We start from the raw sequence: 20,168 nt of genomic DNA, 5'->3' as shown, positions 1-20,168 counted from the left end.
AGCTTGAGTGTGGTCCCGTCCATGGCAAGAAGTTGCAGGCCCTTGAACTGATACCGCTGCTCATCCTGCTGGTGCCAGCGCCGGGCCGAGGCGGCGAACAACCAGGCCAGCGGCTCCTCGCCAAGCCGCTGCCGCGCCTGGGTTGCGGCGCTATCGGTCACACAGCGGTCCTCCAGGTCCGGTAAAGCCAAGTCCAGTTCCGCCAACACTTGACGTACTGACCGGTGTCGGTACAAGGCCAGCGCAATCACCAGCCATACTACCTGCTGCGCGGGCAAACGCCGCTGGCGGATGCTGGCCTTGCCAGAATAGTTCAGTGCCGCCTCGATCCACTCGGCGGGAAGATGCTCGCCCAGCCGCCTCCAGTCAGGGGCTGCCAAGTCGACAGTAACAAGTGGTAGGGATTCAGATAACATGAAGGCCGCAGGTTAACAGCCCGCGGCCTCGTTTACAAGCGATCGTTGCTGAACTTGCCGCTTAACTTAACGGTATTAGGGTCAGAGCCCGGTTTTGGGCACGATCTTTCAGGCAAAATTCAGGCAAAAAAAAGCCGATGGACGGGGAATCCATCGGCGTAACCCTAGGAGAGAGTTTCATCCTATTGTCGGCATTGGGGCGCCGACGACAAGATCATATGCGATGGCGTCGAATGCAAACATTACGATCCATCCATCTTTGACAATTCGCCATCGCATCGCGCGGGCCTCGCGCGGGGACGTATTTGCAGCTTTTCAGGAACGACTCTGGTATCGTTCCGCCGTTGCACGAAATAAATTTTCCATTCTTTATCCAAGAGATTCCATGCGCCCTCTTCTCTGCCTTTTAGCCGCATTGTCGGCCGTTCCCGCACATGCGGAACGGCTGACGCTGGACCGTATCCACGCCGACCCGGCGCTGTCCGGTCCAGGCGTCCGCAGCCTGCGCGTCTCGCCCGACGGCGAACGCGTGACCTTCCTGCGCGGACGCTCCGACAACCAGTTCCAGCTGGACCTGTGGGAATTCAACATGAAGGACAAGACCACGCACCGCCTGGTCGACTCCAAGCAATTGGTCCCGAACGAAAACCTGTCGCTGGAAGAGAAGGCGCGGCGCGAGCGCGCCCGCACGGCCAGCCTGTCCGGCATCCTGAGCTATAGCTGGTCGCCCGACGGCAAGCAGCTGCTGGTCCCGATCGCGGGCGACCTGTACCTCGTCGACGTGAACCACCCGGACGCCGCGCGCAAGGTTGCCACGGGCAACGTCGGCGACCCGAAGATTTCGCCGAAAGGCCGCTACGTCTCGTACGTGCGCGACCAGAACCTGTTCGTCATCGACCTGGCGACGGGCCAGGAGCGCCAGCTGACGACGGACGGCAAGGGCACCGTGCACAATGGCGAAGCGGAATTCGTCGCGCAGGAAGAGATGGACCAGCAGACGGGCTATTACTGGGCACCGGACGATTCCGCCATCGCCTACCGCCGCTACGACGAAGCGCAGGTGCCCGTCGCGCGCCGCTTCGAGATCTTCGCCGACCGCACCGAAGTCATCGACCAGCGCTACCCGGCCGCGGGCGCGAAGAACGTGCTGATCGACCTGATGATCGTGAACCCGGCGACGGGCGCGCAGAAGCAGGTCGACCTCGGCCCCGAAAAGGACATCTACCTCGTGCGCGCCGACTGGAGCGCGGACGGCAGGACGCTCGTCTACCAGCGCCAGTCGCGCGACCAGAAGCGCCTCGACCTCGTCGCCGTCGATGCCGTCACGCTGGCCCAGCGCCCGCTCTTGAGCGAAACGTCGACAACCTGGGTCAGCATCCACGACGACCTGCGTTTCCTCAGTCACAGGAATGCGTTCATCTGGGCGTCCGAGCGCAGCGGCCGCAAGCACCTGTATTTGTACGATATGTCCGGCAAGCTGCTGCATCCGATCTCGAGCGGCGAATGGGGCGTCGACAACATCCTCGCCGTCGACGAGCAGGCCGGCAAGGTGTATATCGCATCGAACAAGGACGCCGTCATCGACAAGCAGGCGTACGCGCTGAACCTGGACGGCAGCAATGCGAACCGGCCCGTGCGGCTGACGAAGCAGGACGGCTGGCATGAGGACGTGTTTGCCCGCAACGGCAAGATTTTCGTCGACACCTTCTCCGATCCGAACACGCCGCCGCAAGTGTCGATCCACCGCGCCGACGGCGCCATGGTCGAGTGGCTCGAGCATAACGAGCTGAACGCGTCCCACCCGTATGCCCCCTACGTGAAGGATCATTTGCCGACGGAATACGGGACCATCCAGGCGCACGATGGCCAGACGATGTACTACTCGATGATCAAGCCGGCCCATTTCGATGCGGCCAAGCGCTATCCGGTCTTCCTGTTCACGTACGGCGGCCCGCACTCGCAACGCGTGACGCGCCAGTGGGGCAGCCTGTTCAACCAGTACATGGCGCAACAGGGCTTCGTCGTGTTCGTGCTGGACAACCGCGGCTCGTCGCGCCGTGAACGCGCGTTCACCGACGTCATCTACGGCAACCTCGGCGCGCACGAAGTCGAGGACCAGCTAACGGGCATCGACTGGCTCGCCAAGCAGAGTTTCGTCGATCCGAAGCGCGTGGGCGTGTTCGGTTGGAGCTATGGCGGTTTCATGACCTTGCGCCTGCTGGAAGCTGGGTCGGACAAGATCGCGATGGGCGTGGCCGTGGCGCCGGTGACGGACTGGTCGCTGTACGACACGCACTACACGGAGCAATTCGTGGGCGCGACGCCGCAGTCGGACCCGGCCGCGTACGAGCGCAGCGGCGTGTTCGCGCACCTGGACGGCCTGAAATCGCCGCTGCTGCTGGTGCACGGCATGGCCGACGACAACGTGCTGTTCACGAACACGACGCGCCTGATCGACGCGCTCGTCAACCGCAACGTGCAGTTCGAGCTGATGACGTATCCGGGCGCCAAGCACGGCATTTCGTCGCGTGCGGGGCAGCGACATGTGTATGGCTTGATCGAGGCGTTCTTCAAGAAGCACCTGGGCGGGAACGAGCCGAAATAACGGGTGGTATTTGTCGGGTGGACGGGTTGTCCGTCCACGTGTGCATGCACGGGTTGAACGCGGCCGTAAAAACAGCCGCACGCGGCGGCTGTTCTTCGTGGGCACAGGGTGCCCACCTTGTGCGTGCCGCGGCGCCGTACGGTGGGCGACCTTCGCCCACCCTCTGCGCGCGATACCTGCGTGTCAGCGATTGCCCTTGTCGATCGCGTCGCGCAGATCGCCGGCCTTTTCCTGCACCTTGCCTTCGACTTGCTTGGACAGCCCCTTGGCTTGCTGCTCGCTGCTGCCGACAGCCTTGCCGACTTCTTCCTGAACCTTGCCGCCGATGTCCTTGGCCTTGCCTTTGATTTGGTCGTCGTTCATGTCGGAATCCTCCTTGGTGAGTAAGACCGCTTGCTGAATCAAGCGGGATGCATTCAGAATAATTGGATGCCGATCTTCATTCTGTACGCAAACTAACAAAAGAACATCCGTCAAATAGGCTTGCGCCAGACGCTGGCCAGCCAGGGCTGCTGCTCGCGCGGCACGCCTTCCGGCCGATAATAATGGCGCAACGGCACGAAGCCGGCCGCGACGACATACCGCTCCCAGGCCGGGTAATCGTGGAAGCTGCCGTAGCGTGGGCCGTTCCAGCCCTCTTCGTTATGGCCGCGCGGATTCGAGCTGAACAGCACACCGCCCGGCTTCAAGGTCGCGTACAGCTCGCTCAACACTTTCGGCAACAGCTCGCGCGGCACGTGGAACAGCGACGCGTTGGCAAACACGCCGTCGAACGCCGCGTCCGGCAGATGCAGGTCGATGAAATTCTGGTGCCACACTTCGCAGCCGCTGTAGTCGTGCGCCATCGCCACGAATTGCTCGCTGCCGTCCAGGCCGACGGCGCGGTGGCCGAGTGCCGCGAACGTCTTGAGGTCGCGGCCGGGGCCGCAGCCGAAGTCGAGGATCGCGTACGGTGCCGGCGCGTCGATCGCCGCCAGCAGCGCGTCGATGTTCTGGCTGACGTCGTGGTCGATCGTGCCGGCAAAGAAACGGCGCGCATTGTCGTCGTAATGGTGCAGCGTGCGGCGGGTGATGTCTTCGTAGTCGTCTTCGATCATATGCAGAAAGTGATGAACGACGCGCCGGTCGACGTCGAGATAATGCTGCTTCATAAGCAATAACCGCGATGAAAGATGCCCGAACCATTCTAGTCCGGGCATCTTTCCGGCCGGCGCAGCTTACCCGCGGGACATACGGCGTCCCTTCGGCTGGACGCTTACCAGACGCGCACGCGCTCGTCCGGCGGCAGGTACAGCGCCTGGCCCGGCTGCACGTCGAACGCCTTGTACCACGCGTCCAGGTTGCGCACCGTGGCCGTGCGGTATTGCGGCGGCGCGTGGCCGTCCGTCAGGATGCCGCGCCGCTCGGCCGCCTCGCGCGCCTTCGTGCGCCAGCTCTGCGCATAGCCGGTGAAGAACTGGCGGTCGGTTTCTTCGGTCGCGTTCTTGCCGGCGGCGGCGCGGTAGGCATCGTACGACGCTTCCAGGCCGGCCAGGTCCGCCAGGTTTTCGGACAGGGTCAGCTGGCCGTTGACGGCGAGGTCGGGGTAAGGCTTGTACGCGTTGTACTGCTCGACGAGCTTGTGCGACGCGGCCTTGAAGTGCTCCATGTCCTGCTTCGTCCACCAGTCGCGCAGGCGGCCCTGGGCGTCGAACTGGGAGCCCTGGTCGTCGAAGCTGTGGCTGATCTCGTGGCCGATGATGGCGCCGATCGCGCCGTAGTTGACGGCGTCCGGCGCCTTCGGATCGAAGAACGGCGGCTGCAGGATCGCGGCCGGGAAGTTCAGCGCGTTCTGCAGCGGCAGGTTGACGGCGTTGACGAGCTGCGGCGGCATCGACCACGCCGTGCGGTCCGGCTTCGCGTGCAGTTTCGCCAGTTCCTGGTCCGTGTGGAAGGCGTCGGCGCGCAGCGCGTTGCCGAACGCATCCTTCGGTTCGACCTTGAGACCGGCATACGATTTCCACTTGTCCGGATAGCCGACGCCCACGTACAGCGTCCTGAGTTTTTCCTTGGCCTGGGCGCGGGTGGCGGGCGCCATCCAGTCGAGCTTGTCGATGCGCTTGCCGAACGCCGTCACGATGTTGGCGACCATCCGCTGCAGCTGCGCCTTATTGTCGGCCGGAAAATATTTCGCCACATAGAGCTTGCCGACGGCCTCGTCCAGCGCCTCGTTCGTCGCGCCCAGCGCCCGTTTCCAGCGCGCGGATTGCTGCGGCGTGCCGGACAGTGCCTTGCCGTAGAACGCGAACCGCTGCTCCACGAACGCCTTGGGCAAGACGTTGGCCATGCGGTTGATGGTGTGGAAGGCAAGATAATCCTTCCACGTGGCCAGGTCGGTCTTGCCGACGAGCGCCGCCTCGCCTTTTACGGCGGACGGATGCCAGACGGTGAACTTGTCCTGATCGGCAAGGCGCGCGGCCTTGAAGAACGCATCCCAGTCCAGGCCCGGGGCGTTGGCGGCGAAGTCCTTGCGGGTCCACGTGTTGTCGGCTTTCAGCACGTCGGCCGAGTCGGCGCGGGTGCCGTGGGCGTTGGCGATGTCGACCTCGAGCGCGAATATCTTCGCGGCGCGCGCGTCGGCGTCCGCATCCGTCGTCGCATAGCCGGCCAGTTTCAGCATGGCGGCGATGTGCTTCTGGTACTGCGTGCGCAGGCCGGCCATGCGTTCGTTGTTGTCCAGATAATAGGCGCGGTCCGGCATGCCCAGCCCGCCCTGCAGCAGATACGGCCAGTTGTGCGCCGGGTCGTGCAGGCCGGGCGCCACCCACAGGCCGAAGATGTTTTCGGTGGCAAAGTGCGTATTGTTCAGCGGATCGACGTCCGCGCGCACGGACGCGCCCAGCACGCGCACGAGGCCGGCCTTGTCCTTGATGGCGGCGATCTGCGCCAGCGCCGGCTTCAGGGGCGCCGCGCCGCGCGCCTCGATTGCGGCCTCGTCCATGTAGGCGTTGTAGTAGTCGGCGACCTTGCGCGCCTCCGGACCGGCTTTCTTGTCGTCGCCCACGCCTTCGATCAGCTTGACGATGCGCTGGTTCGTGTCTTCCGCCAGGTTGTCCATCGCGCCCCAGCGGCTGCGGTCCTCGGGGATGGCGGTCTTGGCGAGCCAGTCCTTGTTGGCCCAGGTAAAGAAATCATCGCCTGGCCGCAAGGCGGCCTGGGGTGTCCCGGCGGTGGTCCCGGCCCCTGCGGCCGCGGGCGGAGTCTGCCCGGATGCTCTCGCGCTTGTGGTAACGAGCGCGGTGCCGGCCATCGTCATTGCGAACGCAACGACGATGGCGGTCTTGATCGGTGTCCAGCTGATGTTCATGGTGTCCCTTTTCTAGAGTTCATTGGTCTCGTCGGCGCGCAGCGGCGGAGCGGCACGCGCCGGCGAGCACTATAACGCGCCGTCCCGAAAAAAATTTCAAAAAAATCTTTCGAAAACCCTAAAGTTCTCCAAAACCCTGCCGTAAAAGGCAGACAACCGGTAATCCGGCCGGTGGTTGTCCCGATAGTGGAGCGCAGTCATGACGTCCAACGAAGTCCTCGCCATGTATGAAAACATCGCCGCACTGAGCAGCCGCATGGCCGTGGCGGCGCGCGAAGGGGATTGGGACGGACTCGCCCGCCTGGAAACCCAGTGCGCCCTGCAGGCCAGCGCGGCGAAAAGCGGCGTGCCGCCGTTGGCCGGCGTCGAGCGCAAGCGCAAGATCGACCTGCTCAAGCAGATCATGGCCAACGACCGCGCCGTGCGCGACATCACCGAGCCCTGGATGGGCCAGCTGGACCGCGCCCTGAGCCCGGCCCACTGATCCACCCGCCTCCCGCTCCAGAGCCCCTTCGACCGCGGTCCAAGGGGCTTTTTGCTTTCTAGACAAGCAACAAATCGCCCGATCGGGCGACACGCCACGGCAGCGCCAATCCGGGCATGGGCCCCACGCGCCCGGCAACGCCACCGCCAAACGAAAAACCCGCGCAGCGACGTCGGTCGTCTGCGCGGGCCAGAATTGGGGGAGAGCGAGCACCAGGCATCCCCTGGCGTCGCCTCTTGCCGGTTGCCTCCGGCGTCCACCTGCCACTGTCGGCAGGCGAACCGCTTCCGGACTCAGGCACTTCGTCAGCGATCGTCCAACCCCGCGCCACGCCATCGGTGGTGGCTGCGGCGGACCCTGAGCCGTTTTTATGATCTCCTGATCTGTGATCAAAACATCATCGAAACGCAGTATAACGCAAAAATCGGACTTGTGTAGACGACTCGCACGAAGATTTTGAACACGGGCCGGTTCACTCGAGCGTCGGCTCGGCGGGCTCGTTCGCCCGGCGTTCCGGCGCCTCCGCCTGCGGCGCCCGGGTGCGTGCGGCAAAGCGTGCCTTGAGCTTGTCGATGACGCCAGGCGGCGCGGCGCCCGGGGCCTCGGCCGCGGCGGGCGCCACGCCGCCGGCCCTGCGCCGGCGCAAGACGACGAACGCGCCCGCCCCGCCCAGCGCCAATGCCAGCACGCCGATGGCGGCGCCGATCCAGCCCCACGGCAAACCCTCGTCCGGGGGCGGCGCCTTGGACTTGTGCGGCATGAGCGGCTTGATCGAATGGATGGGGCGCGGGCCGGCCGGCACGATAGGCTTCGGCTGTTCGCGTGCGGCGGCAACCGCGTCATCCTTGGCGGGCGCTGGCGCGACCGGGACTGCTGCGACCGGGGCTGACGCGGCCTGGGCTGCAGCGGCGGGCACGGCCCCGGCCGGCGCCGTTTTGGTCTCCGGCCCCGCCGGCGGCTGGGCTGCGCCGGAAACGCCCAGCGACACCTGCAATTTCTTCATCCGGTCCTCGACCTGGCCGAGCCGGGACCGCAACTCGTCGTTCTTCGCGCCGAGGGCCGCGCAGGCCTGGGCCTCTCCGGACGGGATCGCGCAGGCCTGCGGATGGGCGTCCTGGTGCGCGACCGGCAGCGCGGGCGCCCTGGCGACAGGTGCCGTGGCGACGGGTGCCGGATACGGCCGCCGCGCCGGGATGTGCGCGGGCCGCGGCGGCGCTTCGGCCCCGGCCGCGGCCCGTGCCCGCTCCACCTGGGCGAGCAGGACGGCATCCGACACCGGCAGCGGCGCGGACGCGTGAACGGCGCCCTTGCGCGCGGGCACAGCAGCAGGCTCGGGAACGGCAACCGGACCGGCCTTGCTCGCAAGCACGGGCACAGCCGCAGGTTCCGGAACGACGACCGGGCCGGCCACGCGCGCGGGCGCTGGCGCTGGCGCGGGATTCGGATCGGGCGTCAGCCACAGCGTGGCCAGGCGCACGGCGCGGTCGCCCTTGTCGACGAGTTCCAGGTACAGGTGCACGTGGTCCGCGCCGACCGGACGCAGCGACGTCACGTGCAGGAATTGGCGGCCGTCGCGCCGCATCACGGACAGGTTCAGGCTGGACAGCACGGGCGGCATGGCGATGCCGGCGCCGTCGTAGACCTCCGGACTGGCCACGCGCACGCGCACGGGCGTGGCGGGATCCTCGAGCATCGTCAGTTCGACGTCGGCCACGAGGGGCTGCCCGATATGGGAGGCCACGCGCGGATCGCCCAGCTCGGCCGCATGGGCAGGAACGAACGCGGCAAGGGCGAGGCTGGCGAGGAAAAGGCGGGAACGGCGGGCCATGGCGTGGAAAATTAAGGGCTTCAGCGTTGTTAACGGTCATTGCGGTACACTCTTTAATCCATTGTCAAACCAACAGGACGCCTCCATGGAAAACCGGACTGAAAAAGACAGCTTTGGCCCGATCGACGTACCGAACGATCGCCTGTGGGGCGCGCAGACCCAGCGCTCGCTGCACCATTTCCACATTTCGAGCGAAACGATGCCGCCCGAGCTGGTCGCCGCCCTGGCGCAGGTGAAGCGCGCGGCGGCCGCCGTCAACCGCTCGCTCGGCAAGCTACCGCAGGACAAGGCCGACGCCATCATCCGCGCCGCCGACGAAGTGCTGGAAGGCCGCCATCCGTCCGAATTCCCGCTGTCCGTCTGGCAGACCGGCTCCGGCACGCAGAGCAATATGAACATGAACGAGGTGCTCGCCAACCGCGCCTCGGAACTGCTGGGCGGCGAGCGCGGCGAAGCGCGCCTGCTGCACCCGAACGACCACGTCAACATGGGACAGTCGTCGAACGACATGTTCCCTACCGCGATGCACGTGGCGGCCGCGCAGGCCGTCGCCAAGGCCGTGCTGCCGGCGCTGGCCAAGCTGCGCGGCACGCTGGAAGTGAAGGCGCGCGACTTCGTCGACATCGTCAAGATCGGCCGCACCCACCTGCAGGATGCGACGCCGCTCACGCTCGGCCAGGAATTCTCCGGCTACGTGGCGCAGCTGGAATTTTCCGAGCATGCGATCAAGAACGCCCTCCCCGGCCTGCTGCTGCTGGCCGCCGGCGGCACGGCGGTCGGCACGGGCCTGAACGCGCATCCGGAATTCGCCAACCGCATCGCGGCCGAGATCTCGTCGCGTACCGGCCTGCAATTCAAGTCCGCGCCGAACAAGTTCATGGCACTGGCCGGCCACGACGCGATGGTGCTGGCGCACGGCGCCTTCAAGACGCTGGCCACGGCGCTCATGAAGATCGCCAACGATGTGCGGTGGATGGCGTCCGGTCCCCGTTCGGGCCTGGGCGAGCTCACGATTCCGGAAAACGAACCGGGCAGCTCCATCATGCCGGGCAAGGTGAACCCCACGCAGTGCGAGGCGCTGACGATGCTGTGTTGCCAGGTGTTCGGCAACGACGTCGCGCTCACCGTCGGCGGGTCCCAGGGCAACTTCGAGCTGAACGTGTTCAAGCCGATGATCGCCCACAACTTTTTGCAAAGCGCGCGCCTGCTGGCCGACGGCATGCGGTCGTTCGACGAGCATTGTGCCCAGGGCATCGAACCGAACCGCAAGCGGATCGGCGAGCTGATGGAGCAGTCGCTGATGCTGGTGACCGCGCTGGCCCCGCATATCGGGTATGATCGCGCCGCCCAGATCGCCAAGACCGCCCAGCACGACGGACTCACGCTGCGTCAGGCGGCACTGCGCTCGGGCTTCGTCGACGAGGCGCAGTTCGACCAGTGGATCGTGCCGATCGAGATGACGCGGCCGAGCCCGGCATAACGCGTCGCCGGCGAGCTGCTGGCGTCCCGTGGGAGCCGGCGATCGGTCGTCGTCCCGTGGGTGCCGGCGATCTGCCGTCGTCCTGTAGTCGCCGGTGGTCTGCCGTCGTCCTGTAGTCGCCGGCGGTCTGCCGTCGTCCTGTAGTCGCCGGCGGCCTGCCGTCGTCCTGTAGTCGCCGGTGGCCTGCCGTCGTCCCCGCGCAGGCGGGGATCCAATTTGCATGCACCGCGGCGGCGCATGACTTGGGTCCCTGCCTTCGCGGGGACGACGTACTTTAAGCCGGCACGACGTATTTCGAGCATGGTGTTGTCTAAACGAACACAACAGTACGACATTGATTTTTGACCGAGGATAGAATGCAAACGACAACTTTTGAATTGACATCGGAGTTCATCGAACTGAACCAGCTGCTGAAGCTGGTCGGGGTGGTGGACAGCGGCGGCGCCGGCAAGCACGTGGTGGCGAGCGGCGACGTGTCGGTCGACGGCAAGAAGGAACTGCGCAAGACGGCCAAGATCCGCTCGGGCCAGGTGGTGACGCTGGGCGACATCCGCATCACCGTGCGCTGATCGCGCTCAGGCGCGCCGTGCGCACCCGCGGGTCGCAGCGGGCGAGCCGTCCCCGACGGTAGGGGTTGACGTTTGCGCGCTGACAAACTTGGGCAGTCCCCCTTCTCTATATTGAAGTCGTAACATTCGGCTAAAGGTGAGGAAGATGGAAACCCCGGAACCACGCTCCATGACGCAGCAGCGCTTGATCGGCGACCTGCGTCTCGTCATCGAAAACGCGGAAGAATTGCTCAAGAATACCGATCACTACACCGGTGTCGTGTACCAGAACGCCCGTGCCAAGCTGGCAGTGGCGCTCAATACCGCCAACGAGGAACTGGCCCGCTTCGAGGAGGAACAGCTGAACCGGATGATGGAAGCGACGCGTGCGGCGAGCGACCTCCACCACGACACGACCGGCGAAGCACGCATCCTGCGCGCCTTCTACCACTGAACAGCGCGGCGCCGCCTCGAAGGCGCCGCCCTTGTCTCCGCGTCACGTCGCCCCGGTTGCTCCGTTCCCGCTTGCTCCGTCCCCGCTTGCTCCGCCCGCGCTGTCGCCGTCTCCGCCAGTCACGATCGCCGTCACGACCCGTCCATCCAGCCAGCGCCGCAAGTGCGCGGCCACGTCGAAATCCCCATCCAGATCGAAGGCCGCGTCGAGCGCCATGCCGAACGTGCCGCCGCGCGCGAGGCAGCCCAGCGCCGCGTAGTCCGGCGCGCCGATGGTGTCCACGATGACGTCGCCCCGCGGACGCACCACCAGCGCCCGCGTGTCCACGCGCAACACGTCCGGAAACGCCGGACCGCCGTCCTGGTGCGCCCGCCACAACGCCACCGTGGCCCAGGGCGACGCGTGCAGGCGCAGCGACGGATGCAGCACGGCGCGCGCGGCCTCGAAGGCGGCGGGCGTGAGGCCGGCCAGCGTCGCGCGAGGACCATCCGCGTCCGGGGCGAACCAGGCCGCGTGCACGGCCCACTCCAGGCGTGCGACTTCGGGCAGATACGGATAATCGGCGGCCGGCGCGAAGCCGGCGAGGAAGTCCGGCAGTGCGGCGCCGAAGCGGTTCAGGTCCGGGTCGAGCGCGGGATGCGCGCGGCCATAGACGCGCGCCAGCGCGTCGAAGAATTCGTCGCCGACGAGCCGGCGCAGTACCGGATAGGCGGACGACAAGGCGCGGCTCCAGTGCGAGCCCAGATTGCCGCGATAGATGCCGAAGCGGCGCGGATCGCCCTTGAGCAGCGGCGCCAGCGAGGCCTCGCGCGCGCGGTCGAACAGGGCGGCGCCGAAGGCTTGCTGGACGGCGTCGAGGCCTGCGGTCGCTGCCGCCTTCGTTGCCGGCGCGGCGGGCGTGGCGTCGGGAACGAAGGCGGCGGGAGCGGCGACGGGAATGGCGGCGGGAACGAAGACGGCGGGAGCGGCGACGGGGATGGCGGCGGCAACGAAGACGGCGGGAGTGGCGACGGGGATGGCGGCGGGAACGAAGACGGCGGGAGTGGCGACGGGGATGGCGGCGGCAACGAAGACGGCGGGAGTGGCGACGGGAGCAGCGACGGGGGTGGCCGCAGAAACGAAGACGGCGAGCCTTGCCGCGGCGGCGATGCGGTCCGCCTGCGCGGCCTCGTCCAGCAGCACGTCGAGCGCGGGCAGGTCGGTATCCCATTCGACCAGCGTGGGCACGGCGCCGAAGCGCGCCAGCGCCGCGCGGTACAGGTCCCACACGGCCGGCGCGACACGGGCGCCGTGGTGGTCGATGAGACCATCGCTCGTCACGAGGTGGCCGCCCAGGTGGAGCTCGCCCACGCTGGCGATCGGCAGCGCCGCGATGGCGGCGTGCGGGTCCTCGCCGTGGTTGACCTCATTGACGTACAGATTGTTCACGTCCAGCAGCACGCCACAACCGGTGCGGCGCGCGAGTTCGGCGAGGAATGCCGCCTCGCTCATCGCGTCGCCCGCGAAGCGCACATAGGTCGAGACGTTTTCGACGAGGATGCGCCGCTTGAGCCGCTCCTGCACGCGCTGGACGCGCGCGGCGACGAGGTCGAGGGCGGCGGCGTCGAGCTGCAGGGGCAGCAGGTCATTCAGCTGGCGGTCGCGCAGCGCGCCCCAGCTGAGGTGTTCCGACACGAGGCCTGGTTCGAGCGCACGCACGAGCGCGGCGACGCGGGCCAGGTGGTCGTCGGAAAAGCCGTGCACGGACCCGAGGCCGAGTCCGACGCCGTGCAGGCTGACGGGATAGTCGCGCCGCACGTCCTGCAATACCTGCCAGTCGCGCCCGGCGCGCGCGAGGAAATTTTCCGTGTGGACTTCGACCCAGCCGACCTTCGGCTTCCGGTCGAGAAAGGCGCGGTAGTGCGGCGCGCGCAAGCCGATGCCGGCGCCGGTCACGGCCGCGTGCTTACTTGCCCTGCTTGGGCGGATTGCGCTTGCCGCCCGCCTTTTCGCAGGTGCCCTTGGGGACGTATTTCCAATCGCCCGGATCCTTGTCGGCCGTCGCCAGGCCCGCGCAGCCGTGGGTGGCGGTGCCGCAGTCGTTCTGGCCGGCCTTGGTGATGCCGTAGCATTTTTCCTGGTTGCCGGATTGCGTATCCATCTGGCCGGCGGCCGATGCCTGGGCGGCGCAGACGCTCGCGAGCGCGGCGGCGATCAGGGCTTGTCGTTTGTTCATGAGGGGTCTCCAAATACCGGTACGTACGTGCACCGCGGCAAGCATTCTATCGCGGCCGGACGTGATCAGGGGAAGTGTACGCCGGCCGGGGCGGCCGTTATCGGCTGCGCGCCGGACGCCGGTCGTGGCTGCGCAGCCCGTTGGTGGCGGCTGAGCGGAGTGTGTTGTGTGGCCGCCCCCGTCGCGCCGGGTACTGGGCCGATAACGCGGCGGGCGGCGATCCCGTTGACGCGCCCCGGTGAATGCGCCGGTTCAGGCGGTGGTGTCGATGTGGTTGCCCAGGTGCGCGGGCAGGTTCGGCGCCGGCGCGGCCGACTGCACGGCTTCCAGCATCTGGGTGGCCGCCGCGGCCTGGATGTCCTGCGATTTCTTGAGCACGGCGACGGCGACGTCCTGGCGGGTGCCGGTGTCGGCGATGCTGGTGGCAAGCTTGGCGATACCTACGGCGTCCATGATGCGCTCCTGGTGGGTGTTCTCGACGGGTCGACCGGCCGCGGGGTTCGCCCGCACTGCCGCTCATCTGATGTTAACGGCGGAACGCGCGCGGACTTTAGGCCGGCAGGTGATTGAAATTCCTGATCCAGGTCAGGACGGCGTCCGGGTCGAGCAAATCGAGCCACGCCACGTGCGGCGCCAGCCCGTCCGGCCGGGCGCTGCTGGACGCGACGGCCACGATATGCGGGTCGTCCGGGAACATCGGCGGCTTGCCGACTTCCGGCCGGTACACCTCCAGCTTGGGCAGCGCTTCCCATTTATAGCCTTCCACCAGCGTCAGGTCGGCCGGCGCAAGACGCGCCAGGTGCTCGGCCAGCGACGGTTCGGCGGCGCCGCGCAGCTCGCGCATGATGGCCACGCGGTACGGCGACGCGATCATCACCTCGGCCGCGCCGGCCGCGCGCACGCGGGCGCTGTCCTTGTGCGGCGGTTCCAGCGTGACGTCGTGGTGGCTGTGCTTGACGACGTTGACGCGCAGTCCCGCCGCCGCCAGCCCGCCCACGACGTATTCCAGCAGCGTCGTCTTGCCGCTGCCGGACCAGCCGATGATGCCCATCACGGGCCCGCGGTCGGGCTCAATACGGGACACGGTAGCGGGTTCCCCGGTAATTCATGACGGCCGCCCTGGGCAGCAGTTTTTCCAGCACGAGGCCGGGCGCGACCTCCTCGCCCTCGTGGCGCAGGGCCTTGTCGACGATCAGCAGGCGGTCGGCCGGATTCGACGAATACATATAGCCGCCGAAGGCCACGCGCGGGATGTCGCGCTGCCGGGCCTCCGGCAGTTGCTGCAGGAACGGCAGGCCCTCTTCCGGCGCCGTTTTGACGCCGGCGGGCGCCGCGGCGCCAGGCGCGGGCGCGGGCGCAGCCGGCGCCGTAGCGGCTGCACGCGCCGCCGGGGCCGGGCGCGGCGCCGCCGGACGGGCAACCGCGATCGCCGGCTCGCGCGCGGGCGCGGATTCGCGCACGGGTGCGGGTGCGGGTGCGGGTGCGGGTGCGGGTACGGGTGCGGATGCAGGCGCGGGCGGCGCAATGACGGCCAGCGTATCCGGCGCAGGGGCCGCAGGCACCGGCGCCGCCACGGGTTGCGGCGCGGGCGCGGGCACGGGCGCCGGCGCGTGCGGCCACATGAACAGCGCGCCGGCCGCCACGGCGAGGGCGCCGCCGGCCAGGCCCACGAACAAGGGCGTGCGGCTGGCCGCCGCGCCGGCCGGCGCCGCGGACACGACCTGCGGCGCGTGGATCGTCGGCGCGCTGCCGAGCTGGCGTTCGGCCTGGGCCTTCTTCAACGCTTCGAGGATGTACGACATATCATTTTCCCGTGGCTGCCAGCAGGTGCGGCTCGTCGACGCCGGACAGCTGGTTCAGGCGCATATAGGTGCGCGGACCGGCCAGGCCGTCCGCCTTTAGGTTCTGCTTCACCTGGAACGCGCGCAGCAGGCGCCGCGACGGCTCGTCCAGGATCTGTCCGGCGGGCGGCGCCGCGCGCTTGCCGTCCAGTTCCGCCAGGCGGGCGGCGATCCAGTCGACGTCCGGCCCGCTGTCGCCCGGCCCCACCTGGTCGCGGAAGCCGCGCGGCACCTTCCACAACGTCGTGTATTCGCCGTCGACGCGGGTCGCCAGCGCGCCCAGGCTCACCGAATGGGGCTGGCCGTCGATGGTGAGGGTGGCGCTGCTGTCGTCCAGGCCGGTCAGCACGGCGTAGCCGACCTTGGCGCCGTCGTGCAGGGCGATGATGGCCGGCCGGTCGAGCAGGCGCAGTTCGTACAACCCGCCGTGGCCCTGGTAGCAGCGCAGGCCGAGGCGCGGGGCGCCGTCGCACGGCGCGGCGGCCGGCAGTCGCTGGCCCCACAACGACCCCAGTTCGCGCAGCGCATCGTTCTGCGTGGACAGCGCCAGCGGCCTGGGCGGCTCGGCGCCCTGTGCGCGCGCGGGCACGGGCGCGGCGGCGACGGGCGCGGACGCCGGATTGTGCGGGACGGCCTGCCACGCCGCCGCGCTGATCGCCGCACCGGCCAGCACGCCGCCGGCCACGAGCGGCCAGCGCATCGGCTTGCGCGGCGCGGTGGCCGCGCCCTCGCCGGCGAACACTTCGCGCGCGGCGCGGCGCAGGATCTTCGGCGTCACCTCGCGGCTGTTCTCGACGTACGCCCCGAGCAGCGCGCGGTCGCACAGCAGGTTGATGCGGCGCGGCACGCCGTCCGTCAGGCGGTGGATCTGCGGTACCAGCGCGGCGGGCACGGGCGCCGCGCCCTGCTCGCCCGCGACGGCCAGCCGGTGCGCGACATACGCGCCCGTATCGGCGGCGGACAGCGGTCCCAGGTGATAGCGGGCGATGACGCGCTGGGCCAGCTGCTCCAGTTCCGGCCGCGCCAGCATCGCGCGCAGTTCCGGCTGGCCGATCAGGATGATCTGCAGGAGCTTGCGCTCGCTCGTCTCGAGGTTCGTCAGCAGGCGCAGCTGCTCCAGCACCTGGGCCGACAGGTTCTGCGCCTCGTCGATCACGAGCACGTTGTTGTGGCCGTGCGCGTGGCTCTCCAGCAGGTAGGCGTTGATGGCGTCGACATAGGCTTTCACGCCAGACGCGGGGGCGACCCCGATGCGGAATTCGTCGCAGATCGTCTGCAGCAGCTCTTCGACCGTCAGCTTCGGATTGAAGATATAGGCCAGGCGGCAGTCGTCCGGCACCTGTTCGATGAAGCAGCGGCAGACGGTCGTCTTGCCGGCGCCGATCTCGCCCGTGAGCAGCACGAAGCCGCCGCCGCTGCCTATCCCGTACAGCAGGTGCGCGAGCGCCTCGCGGTGGCGCTCGCTCATGAACAGGTAGCGCGGATCGGGCGCGATCGAGAACGGCGCCTGCTTCAAATGAAAGTAATTTGTGTACATACCCATACCAAAGGCTTACCGGCGCGGCGGCAGCGGTTTGAACTTCGCGCAGTATATTTTGCTTTTGGCATTGTAGTAAGCGATCGTACTGCCGGGGACGGATACGCGCAACGGGTAAGGCGACGCGTCGGCCGCCACGTGGCGCACGCCGGCCGCCTTGCGGACGTCCTGCTCCAGCTCGTCCGGCGCCACCTCGGCGACGGCGCCCACGAACACCCATTCGCTCGTGTCGTCGCTGACCATGACCTCGGTGACGGGCGCACCCCACAGCGTCGTCTCGCCCGTGCGGAACCAGTACGCGCCGCCCTCGTGCTTGTAGGCCGGGCCGAAATGGGTCTTGAGCCAGGAATAGAAATACGCGTTGTCGAGATGGTCGTGGCACAGCAGCGCCGCGCCGATGACGGGGGCGAACGTGGACGGCTGCTTGTCCTGCGTTTGCGCGTGCGCCATCCCGGCGAGGGTCAGCGCCAGGGCGAGCGGCGCCGCCCGCCGGCGCAGCGAGGTCACAGCTTGGACAGCCATGCGCGGTTGGCGGCGATCTTCGCCTTCACCGAGGCCGGCAGCGCTTCGTAGCAGCCCGGATGCTGCTTGAGCGCGTGCTCGCGCACTTCCTTTTCCAGGCCGTTGACGATGAATACATAAACGGCGGCACCGTCCGCATTCTTGCGAGTGCCCATGTAGCGAATCACGATGATCTCCTTGACGTGGCGCCCATTATGACATTCGCCCCCCGTTCCGGCCACGGCCGTGCTGCTGCCGTGCGTCAGGATGGGCTGCTGGTCACGGCCCGGCAAGCGCCGTCGTTGCGATTGAGCCACATTCGCACGGGAGCGGCGGCCGCGCCGCGTGGACAGACTGTCATGTCTTGCACGGCCGGGCCGGCCGCCGGCGCCCTATAATCGCCGCCATGACGACCGCCTTCCTCCTCCGCATCCGCGCCTGCGTCCTGGGCTGCGCCCTGACCTTGTCGGCCTGCATTGCACACGCGGCGCCTGCCGCGCCGCGCCTGTGGAAGGCCACGCGCACGGCGCCCGGCCACGACGCCACCGTGCTGTACGTCTTGGGTGCGACGCCTGCCGGACTACCGGTCGAATTCGACGGCTATTACCACCGCACCGTGCTGGCGGCCCTGCGCGCGTCCGCCACCTTGTCCGTCGAGGGCGTGGGCGACGGCGAGGAAGCGCCGGCCGGTTCCGCGTCGAACCCCGGCTGCGACCTGCGCCAGCTCGACGAACGAGGCATCGCCATGCTGAACGACGCGCGCCAGCGCATCCTCACCCTCACGCTGCAGGCCGACATGGCGCGGCGCGACACGCTCGACGTCAAGGCCCTCGCGCAGGCGCCAGACCCTGACACGCAGGCGCAATCGTGGGCGCGCCTGATCGAAATGAGCGACGAATTCACGCTGCTGCAGTTCGCCCGCGCCCAGGCGGCCTCGCTCGCGGCCGCGCCGGCGGGCGCCAGCGTCGCCGCGGCGCTCGTGCGCGCCCGGCCCGGCATCGCCGTGCACGACATCGATTACCGCACCGGGATGATGCATGCCTACTGCGCGTCCGGCCCGCGCCGCACGATGCTGCTGCTGGACGTGGTCGACGGCGTGCCCGCGCGCGCCGCCGCGGATCTGGCGCGCGACTTCGACGCCCTATTGCGCGGCCGCGCGCCGTCCGCCGATGGTCCGTTCGCCCGGCTGGCGCCGCTGGACGCGGGCCTCGTCTGCGCGCGCAACCGCGACTGGATCGCGCGCATGAACGCGGTCGCGGACGGCCGCGCCCATTTCTACGTGGTCCCCGTGCGCAACCTGTTCGCGGCCCGCCACGACGACGCGGATTGCGGCGGCTTGCTGGCCGACCTGGAACAGGCCGGTTTCACCGTCGCGCCGGTCAAATAGGCGGGCCGCGCCGGCCGCCGTCCACCCCCTGTTTTGCGCAGCCTGTCCTGCGTTTTCGCGCATTCGTCGAAAGGCGGCTGCGCAGGCGTGCCGCATGCCGTATCGTGCATTCTCCCGGCACCGCCACACGACAACGACACATCATGAATAACGCCCTCAAGCTCACCGTCCTCGCCGCCGCGCTCGCGGCCGGCGCCATCGCGACGGCACCCGCCTCGTTCGCCCAGCCGCAGGATGCCGGCGCCGCCACCGAACAGCGGGCGGTCACGGCGTTTTCCGCGATCGAACTGGCGGGCCCGTACCACGTAGTGATCGACGCGCAGGCCAAACCGTCGCTGCAGCTGACGGGCGAGCGCAAGCAGCTGGCCGAGGTCGAGACCGTCGTGCGCGGCGATACCCTCGTCGTGCGGCCCGTGCAGCGCAACGGCTTCTTCTTCAGTTTCGGCAAGCGCCGCGAGACGGTCACCGTACGCATCGGCGTCGGCGCGCTCAAGCGCCTGACGGTGGCCGGCAGCGGCGACGTCGACATCGACCGCGTCAGCGGCGAGCGCTTCACCCTGACCGGCAACGGCCCCGGCGACATCCACGCGAGCGGCGCCGTGCGCCAGCTGACCGTGACGAGCAGCGGCAGCGGCGACCTCGATCTGCGGCGCCTGAAAGCGGCCGACGTCGACCTCGCGCTGAACGGCCCCGGCGACGTGCAGCTGGCGGACGTGGCCAGCACCCTGGCCGTGCAACAGAGCGGCTCGGGCGACCTGCAGGCCGATGGCCTGCGGACGGCCAAGGTGACGGCGCGCATGCGCGGTCCGGGCGACGTCAAGCTGTCCGGCACGAGCCGCGAACTGGACCTCGAGATGTCCGGCGCGGGCGATTTCGAAGGCTGCGACCTGCGGATCGACGGCGGCGCGCACAGCGTGCAGGGGGGACCGGGCAATGCCTGCATCGCGGGCACCGTGCGCAAGTTCGACGGTGAGGTGGACGGTTCCGGCGAGCTGGCCGTCCGCGGCCTGCAGGCGGCGACGGCGCAACTGCGCATGAACGGACCGGGCAACGTCGCGCTGGCCGGCACGGTGGGCGACCTTTCCGTCGACATCGGCGGCTCGGGCGACCTCGACGCCGGCGGCCTCAAGACGGGCAAGGCGACGGTGCACGGACACGGTCCGGGCGGCGTGACGCTGGCGAACGTGGGCGACACGCTCGACGCGGAACTGAGCGGCTCCGGCGGCCTCACGGCGAGCGTGTCGGGCAGGCGCCTGCTGCTGCGCATGAGCGGGCCGGGCGACGTCCGCATCGACGGCAACGTGGCGCAGGTCGATGCGCAGCTCGCGGGCTCGGGCAGCCTCGATGGGCGCGGCCTGACGGCGGGCCATGCGGACATCGCCGTGCACGGGCCGGGCACCGCCAGCGTCAACGTCGTCGACACCGCCGGCGGCAGCGCCCGCGCCAACGCGAAGACCGTCGCACGCGGCCAGTTGCTGCTCGTCGACCGCAGCGGTTCGCACACGTCCCGGTAACGCCAGGCGCCG

Annotated in this window: 20 protein-coding genes; 7 read left to right on the top strand and 13 right to left on the bottom strand. The window is 68.4% G+C overall.

Features of this window, described 5'->3' with window-relative positions:
• Positions 1–416 (bottom strand): transposase domain-containing protein (locus tag U9J41_RS24440; RefSeq protein WP_322404742.1); only part of this gene is annotated, 416 nt, incomplete at its 3' end.
• A 385-nt stretch (positions 417–801) separates the two neighbouring features.
• On the opposite strand from U9J41_RS24440, the gene U9J41_RS24435 reads away from it, so the two are divergent.
• The gene (locus tag U9J41_RS24435) at positions 802–3,021 is read left to right on the top strand and encodes a S9 family peptidase (protein WP_322404741.1); all 2,220 of its coding nucleotides are present in this window, start codon (positions 802–804) and stop codon (positions 3,019–3,021) included.
• 183 nt (positions 3,022–3,204) lie between these two features.
• Here U9J41_RS24435 and U9J41_RS24430 read toward each other — a convergent pair whose 3' ends face one another.
• The 3 genes from U9J41_RS24430 to U9J41_RS24420 all read right to left on the bottom strand — a co-directional run bounded on the left by U9J41_RS24430 (position 3,205) and on the right by U9J41_RS24420 (position 6,367).
• A complete protein-coding gene (locus U9J41_RS24430; RefSeq protein ID WP_322404740.1) occupies positions 3,205–3,384 on the bottom strand; it encodes a CsbD family protein in 180 nt (59 codons plus the stop codon).
• A 110-nt stretch (positions 3,385–3,494) separates the two neighbouring features.
• Complete coding sequence (locus tag U9J41_RS24425) at positions 3,495–4,118, bottom strand: class I SAM-dependent methyltransferase (RefSeq protein WP_322404746.1); 624 nt, start codon at positions 4,116–4,118, stop codon at positions 3,495–3,497.
• 158 nt (positions 4,119–4,276) lie between these two features.
• Positions 4,277–6,367: a M13 family metallopeptidase gene (locus tag U9J41_RS24420; RefSeq protein ID WP_322404739.1), complete on the bottom strand. Its 2,091-nt coding sequence runs from the start codon at positions 6,365–6,367 to the stop codon at positions 4,277–4,279.
• A gap of 199 nt (positions 6,368–6,566) precedes the next feature.
• Between U9J41_RS24420 and U9J41_RS24415 the strand changes: the two genes are divergently transcribed.
• Positions 6,567–6,851: a flagellar protein FliT gene (locus tag U9J41_RS24415; RefSeq protein ID WP_258818456.1), complete on the top strand. Its 285-nt coding sequence runs from the start codon at positions 6,567–6,569 to the stop codon at positions 6,849–6,851.
• Between the two features lie 472 nt (positions 6,852–7,323).
• Here U9J41_RS24415 and U9J41_RS24410 read toward each other — a convergent pair whose 3' ends face one another.
• Positions 7,324–8,679, bottom strand: a complete 1,356-nt coding sequence (locus tag U9J41_RS24410) for a FimV/HubP-related protein (RefSeq protein ID WP_322404738.1) — start codon at positions 8,677–8,679, stop codon at positions 7,324–7,326.
• Positions 8,680–8,764: 85 nt separating this feature from the next.
• Between U9J41_RS24410 and fumC the strand changes: the two genes are divergently transcribed.
• The 3 genes from fumC (at position 8,765) to U9J41_RS24395 (ending at position 11,161) form a co-directional block, all read left to right on the top strand.
• Complete coding sequence (gene fumC / locus U9J41_RS24405; RefSeq protein WP_322404737.1) at positions 8,765–10,159, top strand: class II fumarate hydratase; 1,395 nt, start codon at positions 8,765–8,767, stop codon at positions 10,157–10,159.
• Positions 10,160–10,515: 356 nt separating this feature from the next.
• A complete protein-coding gene (locus tag U9J41_RS24400; RefSeq protein ID WP_322404736.1) occupies positions 10,516–10,728 on the top strand; it encodes an RNA-binding S4 domain-containing protein in 213 nt (70 codons plus the stop codon).
• 145 nt (positions 10,729–10,873) lie between these two features.
• Positions 10,874–11,161, top strand: a complete 288-nt coding sequence (locus tag U9J41_RS24395; protein WP_322404735.1) for a DUF883 domain-containing protein — start codon at positions 10,874–10,876, stop codon at positions 11,159–11,161.
• Positions 11,162–11,203: 42 nt separating this feature from the next.
• Here the strand turns inward: U9J41_RS24395 and bufB are convergent, their stop codons facing one another.
• From bufB to U9J41_RS24355, 8 genes are all read right to left on the bottom strand, one after another.
• Positions 11,204–13,096, bottom strand: a complete 1,893-nt coding sequence (bufB, locus tag U9J41_RS24390) for an MNIO family bufferin maturase (RefSeq protein WP_322404734.1) — start codon at positions 13,094–13,096, stop codon at positions 11,204–11,206.
• A gap of 10 nt (positions 13,097–13,106) precedes the next feature.
• A complete protein-coding gene (locus U9J41_RS24385; protein WP_322404733.1) occupies positions 13,107–13,376 on the bottom strand; it encodes a BufA1 family periplasmic bufferin-type metallophore in 270 nt (89 codons plus the stop codon).
• 252 nt (positions 13,377–13,628) lie between these two features.
• Positions 13,629–13,829, bottom strand: a complete 201-nt coding sequence (locus U9J41_RS24380; protein WP_322404732.1) for a YjfB family protein — start codon at positions 13,827–13,829, stop codon at positions 13,629–13,631.
• A gap of 97 nt (positions 13,830–13,926) precedes the next feature.
• Positions 13,927–14,427, bottom strand: coding sequence for a molybdopterin-guanine dinucleotide biosynthesis protein B (gene mobB / locus U9J41_RS24375; protein WP_322404744.1), 501 nt, complete (start codon positions 14,425–14,427; stop codon positions 13,927–13,929).
• 19 nt (positions 14,428–14,446) lie between these two features.
• Positions 14,447–15,178, bottom strand: coding sequence for a general secretion pathway protein GspB (locus tag U9J41_RS24370; protein WP_322404731.1), 732 nt, complete (start codon positions 15,176–15,178; stop codon positions 14,447–14,449).
• A 1-nt stretch (position 15,179) separates the two neighbouring features.
• A complete protein-coding gene (locus U9J41_RS24365; protein WP_322404730.1) occupies positions 15,180–16,754 on the bottom strand; it encodes an ExeA family protein in 1,575 nt (524 codons plus the stop codon).
• A 15-nt stretch (positions 16,755–16,769) separates the two neighbouring features.
• Positions 16,770–17,276: a hypothetical protein gene (locus tag U9J41_RS24360; RefSeq protein ID WP_322404729.1), complete on the bottom strand. Its 507-nt coding sequence runs from the start codon at positions 17,274–17,276 to the stop codon at positions 16,770–16,772.
• On the bottom strand, positions 17,258–17,443 hold the full coding sequence (locus tag U9J41_RS24355) for a hypothetical protein (RefSeq protein ID WP_258818445.1): 186 nt from the start codon (positions 17,441–17,443) through the stop codon (positions 17,258–17,260). Before U9J41_RS24355 ends, U9J41_RS24360 begins: the two co-directional genes overlap by 19 nt.
• Positions 17,444–17,661: 218 nt before the next feature.
• Here U9J41_RS24355 and U9J41_RS24350 point away from each other — a divergent pair, with 218 nt between their 5' ends.
• Positions 17,662–18,642, top strand: a complete 981-nt coding sequence (locus U9J41_RS24350) for a hypothetical protein (RefSeq protein WP_322404728.1) — start codon at positions 17,662–17,664, stop codon at positions 18,640–18,642.
• Positions 18,643–18,785: 143 nt separating this feature from the next.
• Entirely contained in the window at positions 18,786–20,156 is a 1,371-nt protein-coding gene (locus U9J41_RS24345) for a GIN domain-containing protein (RefSeq protein ID WP_322404727.1), read from the top strand.
• The last annotated feature ends 12 nt before the right edge of the window (positions 20,157–20,168 follow it).

Source organism: Massilia luteola (assembly GCF_034420155.1).
Classification (GTDB): domain Bacteria; phylum Pseudomonadota; class Gammaproteobacteria; order Burkholderiales; family Burkholderiaceae_D; genus Telluria; species Telluria luteola.
This window is presented reverse-complemented; position numbering and strand designations above follow the sequence as displayed.